The organism is Fluviicola taffensis DSM 16823, from assembly GCF_000194605.1.
GTDB lineage: Bacteria > Bacteroidota > Bacteroidia > Flavobacteriales_D > Crocinitomicaceae > Fluviicola > Fluviicola taffensis.
The window spans coordinates 3,696,868-3,708,048 of sequence record NC_015321.1 but is presented as its reverse complement, the minus strand read 5'-3'; the positions used below and the strand labels follow the sequence as shown (position 1 = coordinate 3,708,048).

General features: G+C 37.7%; 9 protein-coding genes. All 9 read left to right on the top strand.

From position 1 onward, the window contains the following. The first annotated feature begins 186 nt into the window (after positions 1–186). The 9 genes from FLUTA_RS16110 to FLUTA_RS16070 are packed head-to-tail and all read left to right on the top strand — an operon-like array spanning position 187 to position 11,089. The gene (locus FLUTA_RS16110) at positions 187–1,293 is read left to right on the top strand and encodes a squalene synthase (RefSeq protein ID WP_013687962.1); all 1,107 of its coding nucleotides are present in this window, start codon (positions 187–189) and stop codon (positions 1,291–1,293) included. Further along, entirely contained in the window at positions 1,290–2,606 is a 1,317-nt protein-coding gene (locus tag FLUTA_RS16105; protein ID WP_013687961.1) for an FAD-dependent monooxygenase, read from the top strand. The genes FLUTA_RS16110 and FLUTA_RS16105 overlap by 4 nt, the downstream gene beginning before the upstream one ends. Beyond that, complete coding sequence (locus FLUTA_RS16100; RefSeq protein WP_013687960.1) at positions 2,606–3,625, top strand: beta/alpha barrel domain-containing protein; 1,020 nt, start codon at positions 2,606–2,608, stop codon at positions 3,623–3,625. The genes FLUTA_RS16105 and FLUTA_RS16100 overlap by 1 nt, the downstream gene beginning before the upstream one ends. Continuing rightward, positions 3,626–4,936, top strand: a complete 1,311-nt coding sequence (locus FLUTA_RS16095) for a hydroxymethylglutaryl-CoA reductase, degradative (protein ID WP_013687959.1) — start codon at positions 3,626–3,628, stop codon at positions 4,934–4,936. It abuts the gene before it with no gap. Next, positions 4,937–5,836 carry a GYDIA family GHMP kinase gene (locus FLUTA_RS16090; RefSeq protein WP_013687958.1) on the top strand — a complete coding sequence of 300 codons (900 nt, stop codon included), beginning with the start codon at positions 4,937–4,939 and terminating at the stop codon, positions 5,834–5,836. It begins immediately after the preceding gene. Continuing rightward, positions 5,837–6,892, top strand: coding sequence for a diphosphomevalonate decarboxylase (locus tag FLUTA_RS16085; RefSeq protein WP_013687957.1), 1,056 nt, complete (start codon positions 5,837–5,839; stop codon positions 6,890–6,892). It begins immediately after the preceding gene. Between the two features lie 3 nt (positions 6,893–6,895). After that, positions 6,896–7,837 (top strand): mevalonate kinase family protein, encoded by a 942-nt coding sequence (locus FLUTA_RS16080; RefSeq protein ID WP_013687956.1) that lies wholly within the window; start codon positions 6,896–6,898, stop codon positions 7,835–7,837. A gap of 3 nt (positions 7,838–7,840) precedes the next feature. Next, entirely contained in the window at positions 7,841–8,830 is a 990-nt protein-coding gene (locus tag FLUTA_RS16075; RefSeq protein ID WP_013687955.1) for a polyprenyl synthetase family protein, read from the top strand. A 6-nt stretch (positions 8,831–8,836) separates the two neighbouring features. Further along, positions 8,837–11,089: a terpene cyclase/mutase family protein gene (locus tag FLUTA_RS16070; RefSeq protein WP_013687954.1), complete on the top strand. Its 2,253-nt coding sequence runs from the start codon at positions 8,837–8,839 to the stop codon at positions 11,087–11,089. Positions 11,090–11,181: the final 92 nt, after the last annotated feature.

The following is an 11,181-nucleotide window of genomic DNA, read 5'->3' as shown; positions in this document are numbered from 1 at the left end:
GTCATCCAAACAAGAGAACTTTCGAACTTTTTGATTGAAAGTTTAAACAATAGTACTCATAGTGAACTGTTTAAAAAAAAAATGTGCGTGCATAAGGAATTATAAAGTTAGTTTTTAAACGTAAAAAATTAGGCCAGCTCTATAAAATGTACGTATTTTTGTGCCCTACAAAACGAAGAAAAAATAATGATTAGAAGGGCAGCATATTATTCCTTTCACGTATCTGAGTTGGTTTATCTTTTTCAAATGAAGAAAGAATTTAAACAATTCAAGCCTTCAGAGTACCGTTTGAAAGATTTATCCAAATCCACAGATGATTTAAGTTATTGCTATGAAGCGCTTAAAAAAGTTTCACGTTCCTTTGCTGTCGTTATTCAGCAATTGCCAGAAGATTTGAAAAACCCTGTTTGTTTGTTTTACCTCATTTTGCGAGGCCTTGATACCATTGAAGATGATATGAATATCGACAATACTGTCAAGAAAGACATGCTACTAACGTTTGCTGACCGCATCAATAAAGAAGAATTTACACTTGAAAATGTTGGAGATACTCAGGACTATCAAGATTTAATGCTTCATTTTGACAAAGTAATTCGTGAATATCAAAAGCTTGGATCGGAATACAAAGCCGTTATTACTGAGATAACCAATGAAATGGCAATCGGGATGAACAAGTATGCGCATAAAACCGTTGAAAGTTATGAAGACTGGAACGATTACTGTTATTACGTTGCCGGATTGGTTGGAATTGGTTTAAGTAAATTGTTTCTTGCCTCCAAATTAGAGACAAGTGTGAAGCTCTCTGACAAAAGTCTGAGTAATGAAATGGGATTGTTTCTTCAAAAAACAAATATCATTCGTGATTTTGCAGAGGATTTGGAACAAGGACGTATTTTCTGGCCAGAGGAATCCTGGAAAAATAAAGCAAGAACATTAAACGAGTTGCAAGCGGATGAAAAAAGCGGGCTTTCTGCATTGAATGAAGTGGTAGTCAATGCACTTGGGCATGTTCCTGCCTGTCTTGAATTTTTAGACTGCTTAGACGATCAGAAAGTTTTTCGTTTTTGCGCAATCCCGCAATTAATGGCTATCGCAACATTGAAAGAATTGTACAATAATCCAGATGTCTTACACAAAAATGTGAAGATCAGAAAAGGAAAAACTGCTAAATATTTCATTGCAATTCAGGACTTCAACAATACGAAAAAGGAATTCATCTCTATTCTCAAAAACTTAGAGAAAAAAGACCATACAGGTAAAATCAAATCAATATTAGCCGAAATTCAAAAATGAGCACCCATGAATTTGATATCATCGTTATAGGTGCTGGAGTTGCCGGAGGGGTATTTGCTGCTTCTCAACCTGCTAGCACACGTATCCTTGTAGTGGAACGAGACCTTTCAGAACAAGAAAGAATAATCGGTGAATTAATGCAACCTGGAGGAATTCAGGCTTTAAATGAACTGGGACTTTCTCATTTATTGGAGGGAATCGACGCACAAGAAGTCAATGGCTATAATCTGATTAAAGGAAACGAACGCTTCACAATCAACTATGATGAAGTTCAGAAAGGAATAAAGGGAATTGGTTTGAGAAACGGAAAATTTCTGACAAATATTCGAAAAGAGCTTGAACAAAGAGAGAATATAACCTTGGTTCAAGGAAATGTTTCCCAAATTTTGGAGAACAATAACACCATTATTGGTGTTAGCTACGTGCAAGAAGACGGAACCACTATTTCACAGTTTTCAAAATTGACAATTGTTTGTGATGGACCAATGTCCGTACTACGTGATAAGTTGAGTAAAGTAAACAAGAAAGTAACTTCCTATTTTATGGGATTGGTTCTAAAAGATTTGGAATTAGAATTTCCTTCTTATGGCCACATGATTGTTACTGGTGATTTTCCAATCTTGGTTTACCCCATTCACACCAACGCATATCGGATCTTAATTGATTATCCCGGTGGAAAAGCTCCCAAAATGGGTAAAGAATCCATCGAGCGATTGAAGGAAGATGTGGTGAAAATATTACCTGAAGAAATGATTCCTGCCTTTTTAAAGGCAATCGACGAAGAACCTATAAAAGTCATGCCAAATCACTCCATGAAAGGTCAGGCATTTCGCATGAAAGGTGCTGCACTTTTGGGGGATTCATTAAACATGAGACATCCTTTAACTGGTGGAGGAATGACAGCAACTTTTTCAGATATTCTTTGTCTGAATGGCCAATTAGCAGGAATTGATTTTCAAAATGAAACCAAACTGGAATATGCCGTTAATGAATATTATACCAACAGAGGAAAAGATGTTGAAACAATCAACATTTTGGCAAACGCTTTGTACAAGGTATTTACAAATGATGAATTAAAAGAAGCATGCTTTGAATATTTGCAGAAAGGAGGAGAACAAGCTACTGGCCCACTCTCCATTCTTTCAGGAATAAACAAAAACAAAAAATTTCTGTTGAAGCACTTTTTTAAAGTGGCGATGCAGCACCCGATACATTTTATTACTAAGCCAGCGAAACAAATTCGCTTATATAAAAATGCAACAAGAATTCTTCGTCCTATATTAAAAGATGAAGAAGTTTCAGCAATGATCTAATGGAAAAAATTGAACACGAATCGCTTGAAGCGGCAGACTTAAGGAAACAAAATCATTTGGATTTGGCTTTTGCTTCGCAAAGTGCTTTATCAGATGGTCGTTTTTATTACGAACCGATGTTAGAGGGACATCCTGAACAATCGGACATGTCGATTCAACTCGGAGAGAAAACGATGCGTTATCCAATCTGGATTTCAAGTATGACAGGCGGTACGTCTGCTGCTGGTCCACTCAATAAAATGTTGGCAAAAACGGCCAATAAATATGGTTTTGGAATGGGCTTGGGTTCTTGTCGGGTTATTTTGGAGGACAATACCTATTTCGATGATTTTAACCTGCGTCCAATCCTTGGGGATGCTTCTCCTCTATTCGCCAACGTAGGAATTGCTCAGATTGAGCGATTAATCGATAAAGGTCAGACCTCTAAGTTAAAAGCGCTGGTAGATAAGCTGGATGCGGATGGTTTGATCGTGCATGTTAATCCATTACAGGAGTGGTTACAGCCAGAAGGTGATTTAATTCAACGCTCTCCGCTTGTCACAATCAAACAGTTGTTGAATGAAATTGACACAAACATCATTGTGAAGGAAGTTGGGCAAGGATTTGGTCCTGAAAGTATGAGAGAATTACTGAAATTGCCGATTTTGGCAATCGACTTTGCAGCAAATGGTGGAACAAACTTTTCAAAATTAGAGTTATTGCGTAACGAGCCATTAAAAGCTCATTATGAAGATGTGATTGCTTTAGGGCATTCTGCTTACGAAATGGTCGATTTTTTAAATAAATCAATCCAAGAACTAGGGTCTGAACGTAAGTGTAATAATGTGATTATAAGTGGCGGAATAAAAAACTTTTTAGATGGTTACTACTTAACCTCCAAAGCAAATATCCCTGCAATTTATGGTCAGGCAGCGCCATTCTTAAAACATGCAAATGAGTCTCAGGAAGCCCTGGATACATTTGCTGAAATACAAATAAAAGGATTGCTAATGGCGCAAAAATTTTTAAAAATAAGGTAGATGGTACAAATAGAGGGGTTCTCAAAAAAGAGCAAGCAGGAGAAGTTGGAAGCGATTACAAAATTTTTTAAATCGCCAGAGAAAACGATGGAAACTTTTAAAAGTTTTGACCACCGCGAGGCTGCTGTTCAAGAAGTAATTAATGAGTTTAGTGAAAATACCATATCAAATTTCCACTTACCTTATAGTATTGCTCCAAACTTTTTAATCAATGGAAAGACATTTGCAGTTCCAATGGTCATTGAAGAAAGTTCGGTTGTTGCTGCTGCTTCAAATAGCGCGAAATTTTGGTATTCATTGGGAGGTTTTCATACAGAAATTGTTGATACAGAAAAAGTAGGACAAGTTCATTTCTTATGGCACGATGATATTGAAAAACTGACCAATCGGTTTGATGAATTAAAACAGATTTTCTTGAACGGTTCAGAAGATATTACTGTAAATATGCGTAACCGTGGTGGTGGTATTAAGGATATTATTTTAAAAGATCTTTCAGATAAAGAACCAGGATTGATGCAGTTATTTGTCACTTTTGAAACGATTGATTCAATGGGGGCAAATTTCGTAAACTCCTGCTTAGAGAGATTCGCTGGATTATTTAGAAGCTGGCACCAAAACCAACCAGATTTCAAAAAGGATGGATTGGAAATCATTATGTCGATTCTCTCTAACCTCACACCTAATTGTGTAGTGAAATGTTGGGTAGAAACGGATGTTAAAAACTTGGATGGAATTGTTTCAGGTATTTCTGGGAAGGAATTTGCAAAAAAATTCCATACTGCTGTAAGAATTGCACAAGTAGATCCTTATCGTGCAACGACACACAACAAAGGAATTTACAATGGTGTTGATGCGGTCGTATTAGCAACAGGAAATGATTTTAGAGCGGTTGAAGCCTGCGGTCATGCTTATGCAAGTATCAATGGGTCTTATTCTTCTTTAACGAATTGTACGATTGAGAATGATATCTTCCGTTTTGAGCTAACTTTACCAATTGCATTGGGAGTGGTTGGCGGATTGACGAACTTACATCCTCTGGTAAAACTATCGCATGAATTGTTAGATTTCCCCAATGCAAGAGAATTGATGGGAATAGCAGCAGCAGCAGGATTGGCAAACAATTTTGGCGCGGTTAAATCATTGACAACAACAGGAATTCAACAAGGACATATGAAAATGCACTTGTTCAATATCATGAATCAATTAGAAGTAAAAAAAGAAGACCGCGATAATGTAGTAGCTTACTTCAAAGACAAAAATGTCTCTGTATCTGCAGTTCGTACGTATGTTGAATCTCTTCAATTAGCTTGATTGACAGTTCCGGAAAATACAATAAGGACCTATAAGGCATCAGGAAAACTGATGCTTTTTGGCGAATACTTGGTTCTGAATGGATCAGACTGTCTGGCTTTTCCCCTAAAATTCGGGCAAACACTTTCAGTGACCAAGTCTGATGAACTCATCTGGGAAAGTTATTCGAAACACGGAATCTGGTTTTCTGCTTCTATGAGCAGCGATTTCACCATCTTGGATACCAATAACGAAGAAGTAGCAGAAACTTTGAAGCAGTTATTCCTGGTGATTCGAGCAGAAAAACCTGAGCTTGATTTCAACCAAAGGTTCAAAGCTGAAGCGAATTTCGAATTGAATTGGGGACTTGGTTCAAGTTCTACACTAATCAGCTTATTGAGCCAATGGTCGGGTGTAGAAACAAAGAAGCTTCTCGATGTGTCTTTTGGGGGATCGGGCTACGATGTAGCTTGTGCAACAGCAGAAGGCCCGATTATCTATGCGAATGGAAAAGTTAAAAAGGAAGTTCACCTTCCAGAGTCGATAACCAATAAACTATTGTTTATCTATTTGGGGAATAAACAGAACTCACGGGAAGAAATTAAGCGCTTTAAGAAAAAAGAAGTTACTCAAGATCAAGTCGACACCATGGATACGATCATCTCAAATGCCTTGCAAACGGATCAAATTGAGGTGTTTGAGCAACAATTGGATCATTCGGAAGAGTTAATTTCTTCCATTATAGAAACTAATCAATTAAAACAGCGTTTATTTGCCGATTATCCCTATAGCATCAAATCGCTTGGCGCCTGGGGAGGAGATTTTTTTCTTGCAACAGTTAGAGATCTAAAAACGGCAAAAACCTATTTTGAAGAAAAAGGATATGATACATTATTTACGTATCAAGAATTCATAAAATAAATGGAAACAGATAAGGAACTGATGAATAAAGTAAAAGTAACGTGGCGCTGCCCGTCCAATATTGCTATTGTTAAATACTGGGGAAAAAAAGGGAATCAAATACCTTGTAATTCTTCGTTAAGTTTGACTTTGTCAAATTCATTTACAGAAGTTGAGGCCGAATTATCAGAAAAGACATCTGATGAAGCAGTTCAGTTATCCTACTACTTCGAAGGAGAAATAAATGAACAATTCAGTCAACGAGTTGCTAAATTTTTATTTGATAATCGTGAATACTTCCCATTTATAGGTGAAAATGCGATTACAATCCAATCCTCTAATAGTTTTCCTCATTCAGCTGGAATTGCTTCATCTGCATCTGCATTTGGCGCAATTTCTTTGGCCCTTTTGGATATCGCTTATGGCATAGAAGGAAAAGAGAAAGATGAAACTTTTTATATGGAGGCAAGTAATTTGGCCCGATTAGGAAGTGGAAGTGCATCACGCAGTATGTTTCCAGGATTTGCTTCTTGGGGAACCAATGATCAAATCCAAAACTCATCAAATGAGCATGCGATTGAAATAAAAGAGGTACATCCCGTATTTCATAACATGAAAGATGCCATTTTGATCATCGAAGATGAGCCTAAGAAAGTATCCAGTTCTGTTGGTCACTCCTTAATGAATAATCATCCTTATGCAGAAAATCGTTTCAAACAAGCAAATGAACGCACTGCTGAGCTAGTGGAGATTCTAAAGGCTGGAGACATGGAAGCATTTATTCACATGTGTGAATCAGAAGCATTGACATTACATGCCATGATGATGACGTCTATGGATTATTATTTATTGGTAAAACCCGGAACAATTACAGCCATTGAGAAATTGATGGAATTCCGTAAGGAAAGTAAGGTCCCTGTTTGTTTTACACTGGATGCAGGTCCGAATGTTCACGTTCTTTATCCGAAAGCGTATGAAGTACAGGTAGAAGAGTTTATCAATAACGGTTTACGTGATACCTATAAGAAAGTCATTTTCGACGAAGAAGGCAGTGGTCCAACAAAAATGAATAGTTAACAAATGGAAAGCGTTCATTCAAAAATTTTGGTATTTGGAGAATACGGTGTTTTACACAACGGTATGGCTCTGACAATTCCATTCAGTAAATTTTCAGGAAAACTGTGTTACCCTGAAAATGTAGAAGAAAGTGCCATTGCAGTATTATCTAACAAAGGTATCAGAGAATTCTTCAAGCATATTTTAGAAAATCACCCAGATGACACATTCAAATTGAATGTGAATGAGCTATCTCGAGAATTAGACAAAGGATTGTTTTTTAGGAGTGATATACCACAAGGTTTTGGCTTGGGAAGCTCTGGTGCGCTTGTTGCCGCAATATTCTTACGCTATCTCGAAAAAGCTGGTGATTTCAAAGACGAATTGAAACATTTAACAATGGAGCGCATTCAAAGCTTAAAAAGCTCTCTAGGCGCTTTGGAAGGACATTTTCATGGAAAGAGTTCAGGGATTGATCCATTGAGTATTATTATCAATAAACCATTATTATTAAAAGCCAACAAGGAAATTGTAAAGGTGGATATTCCTGTTTACAACGAAACTGGAAAGAACGTTCTGTTTCTGTTGAATACTGGAGTGGCTAGAAATTCAGAGAAGCTGATTAAAAAATTTAATAGTGCGTGCGAAAAAGAAGGCTTTCAGCAAAAATTGGAAACTGAATTAATTGAATACAATAACGCTGGAATTACTGATTTCTTGAAAGGAGATACCGAGAATTTTTATCTTAACCTGGAAAAAATAGTACGATTTCAATTACAGGAAATGGATTATCTAATTCCAGAAAAATACCAAAGCATTGTTCAGCAAGGTTTGGATAAGAAAGATTATTACTTGAAAATTTGTGGAGCTGGTGGTGGTGGATACATGATCGGATTTACGCAAAATTGGGAAGAAACACAGCAATTATTAAAAGACGAAGATTTAGAAGTCTTCTATAGATTTTAAATTATGACAACAATATCAACAACAATCAAACAGGATTTAGAAATCCATAGAAAAGCGATTATCCAATTTTTGGAAACAGAAGCATTAGAAGGTTTTCCCAGTAACTTAGCTGACTCTACCTATCATATAATGACACTTGAGGGAAAGCGTTTGCGCCCTATTATGGTGTTAATGGCTGCTCAAGGGTTTGGTGTAACTACTGAAGCGGCTATGTCTGCCGCAATCGCCATTGAAGTATTCCATAATTTCACACTAGTGCACGACGATATCATGGATAAAGCTTTGGTACGCAGAGGTACGATTACTGTCCATGAAAAATACGGAGTAGATAAAGCCATTGTAACAGGAGATGCTATGTTACCCCATTCTATGGGTTTATTAATCAAAGGAACTGAAGAAAAGTCTGCAGTTTTAATGAAAAGTTTCCTGAAAATGGCTCAGGAAGTGATGGAGGGACAACAATATGATATGGAATTCGAAACGCAGGAAATTGTGACTGTGGAAGAATACATGAATATGATTCGTCTGAAAACATCTGTTCTATTTGGATGTGCTTGTGAGATAGGAGCTATTTTAGGTAATGCCTCAATCGAAGATCAGAAAAAACTATATGATTTTGGCCTTTATACTGGATTAGCATTCCAAATTATGGATGACTACCTGGATACATTCGGTGATGATACATTTGGAAAAAGAATCGGAGGTGATATCTTACTGAATAAAAAGACTTTCTTGTTAATCAACGCTATGCAAAATGCCAATGGGGATCAAAAAGCACGTATAGCGAAACTATTTGATGAAAAAGATGAAGAAGCGAAAATTAGTGGATTCCAGGATGTTTTTAAAGAAATCGGAGTAGCTAAAATTGCTTTGGATAAAATGGAAGAATTACATGATAAATCAGTAGAAGCTGTTATGTCATCTGGCATTTCTGAAGAAGATAAACGGAAATTGATTGAATTGGGTGAAATCATGCTTAGCAGAACAACTTGATTCACCATGAATTTTGATCAAAAAGCCCCCTCCTATTTTTGGGATACATGCAAGTTTTCTTCAAAAAACGGACAACAATCCTGGGATTTTGAACTTCCTGAAGATTTAAAAGGAATCATTCAATCAGAATCCGATTGGGATAAACCGGAAGGAGTAGCTTTTTTAGAGGCATTTGATCGTGCATTTATCTTTGACAAGAAAGTCAATCCAAATTCCGCTGACCGTGTATTGCGTTATTCACGTAATAAACAAGTTGGTGAACCAAAGATCAGTCCGTCAGATGATTCTCTTTCTCTCAAAGAAAGAGCTCGAATCAGCCTATTGAATGGTTTTTCATTTTATGAGACATTGCAGGAACCCGATGGAAATTGGGCTGGTGACTACGGTGGTCCGCTTTTTCTGATTCCCGGATTAGTCATAGCGTCTTATATTACCGAAACACCTTTTGAAAAACCGATGCAGGTTTTAATCAAGCGTAATTTATGGAATCACCAAAACGAAGACGGTGGTTGGGGATTACATATTGAAGGACATTCAACCATGTTCGGAACCGTCATGCAATATGTGACCTTACGCATTTTGGGAGAAGATCTTTCAAATCCTCAGATGAAACGGGCACAAGACTGGATTTTAAGACATGGTGGCGCTATTAAAGTTCCGCAGTGGGGTAAGTTCTACTTATCTGTCCTGAATGTCTATGATTGGAAAGGAAATGACGCCCTTTTACCTGAAATGTGGAAATTCCCAAAATGGGTTCCCTTCCACCCTGGAAAATACTGGTGTCACAACCGCATGATTTTCTTACCAATGACTTATTGCTTCGGTAAGAAAGTGAAGGCAGAACTGACGCCGTTGGTACAAGAACTAAGAAAAGAACTCTATACTGCAGATTACGATTCCATCAATTGGAAAAAAGCACGTCGAGAAGCCTGCGAAATTGATATCTATCATCCAGTTAACAAGTGGTATTACCGTTTGAGTAACATTATCAATGGATATGAGCGCATCCACTCGAACCGATTTCGGAAGAAGGCGCTCAAGTATGTGGAAGATTATATTGATTTTGAGGATACTTATACGCGATATATCAATATTGGTCCCGTAAATCAGGCCATCAACTCCATTTGTGTTTGGCATAATCACGGAAGAGATTCCGAACAATTCAAAAGTCACGTGAAGCGATGGAAAGATTATCTGTGGATTGCTGAAGACGGTGCTAAAATGAGTGGTTATAACGGATCGCAGTTATGGGATACCGGATTTGCTGGTCAAGCTTTAATTGAAGCTGATATGGAAACTGATTTTCCAGAAATGGCCGAGAAAATCTATCGTTTCATCGACAGCACACAGATTGAACGCAATGCGAAGGATTATTCCAAATACTGGGGTGATGTGACACTCGGGTGCTGGCCGTTTTCTACCATCGATCACGGATGGGCGATAACCGATTGTACGTCGGAGGGAATGAAAACTGCAATCTTGTACAACAGTAGAGAGCACATCCAAAAGAAAAATCACGTCCATATCGAGCGTTTAAAGCCCGCTGTTGATTGGTTGTTAAAGATGCAGAACAAAGACGGTGGTTGGGCTTCCTATGAAAAGCAAAGAGCCCCGAAATGGATTGAAGTCTTGAATCCGGCCATGTTATTCGAAAATATCATGACGGAAGCGACCTACACGGAATGTTCTTCTGCTACGATTCAGGGATTAAAGGAATTCACAAAAGAACACGATTATCGCCAAGAAGATATCAAAAGGGCTATCGATCGTGGAGCGAAATTTTTGGAATCCAAACAGGATCCCGATGGCTCCTGGTATGGCTGTTGGGGAGTATGTTACACCTATGGAACTTGGTTCGGTATCGAAGGTCTGTTAACCGCTGGTCATAAACATTACGAAAACGGGACACCTTCGCCAGAGATTCAAAAAGCGTGCGATTTCTTATTGAGTAAACAACGTGCTGATGGCAGTTGGGGAGAATCTTTTCAATCTTGTGTAGAACACCGATATGTTGAACACGAAGATGGTCAGATAGTCAATACGGCATGGGCACTTCTTGCTTTAATGAAAGCAAAACATCCAAATAAAGCTGTCATTGAAAAAGGAATCGAGTTTATCCTTTCCCGCCAGGAATCAACTGGTGATTTCCCTCAAGAAGGAGTTTCCGGGATTTTTAATGGAAACTGTGCGATTACGTATACTTCTTATCGAAACGTTTTTCCTTTGTGGGCGATTGGGAGATATTATAAAATGAATTAAGATTGAATACCATTAGATAGATAGTCGTACTGTGAATTCGGTACGACTTTTTTATTCATTAAAATAACACAATAGCTCGGAGTGCCGAATTC

Bases quoted from the DNA above. Each gene is read 5' to 3' on its own strand.
- FLUTA_RS16105 (WP_013687961.1), top strand. From the start codon at position 1,290: ATGAGCACCCATGAATTTGATATCATCGTTATAGGTGCTGGAGTTGCC.
- FLUTA_RS16095 (WP_013687959.1), top strand. From the start codon at position 3,626: ATGGTACAAATAGAGGGGTTCTCAAAAAAGAGCAAGCAGGAGAAGTTG.
- FLUTA_RS16080 (WP_013687956.1), top strand. From the start codon at position 6,896: ATGGAAAGCGTTCATTCAAAAATTTTGGTATTTGGAGAATACGGTGTT.
- FLUTA_RS16075 (WP_013687955.1), top strand. From the start codon at position 7,841: ATGACAACAATATCAACAACAATCAAACAGGATTTAGAAATCCATAGA.
- FLUTA_RS16085 (WP_013687957.1), top strand. From the start codon at position 5,837: ATGGAAACAGATAAGGAACTGATGAATAAAGTAAAAGTAACGTGGCGC.
- FLUTA_RS16100 (WP_013687960.1), top strand. From the start codon at position 2,606: ATGGAAAAAATTGAACACGAATCGCTTGAAGCGGCAGACTTAAGGAAA.
- FLUTA_RS16110 (WP_013687962.1), top strand. From the start codon at position 187: ATGATTAGAAGGGCAGCATATTATTCCTTTCACGTATCTGAGTTGGTT.
- FLUTA_RS16070 (WP_013687954.1), top strand. From the start codon at position 8,837: ATGAATTTTGATCAAAAAGCCCCCTCCTATTTTTGGGATACATGCAAG.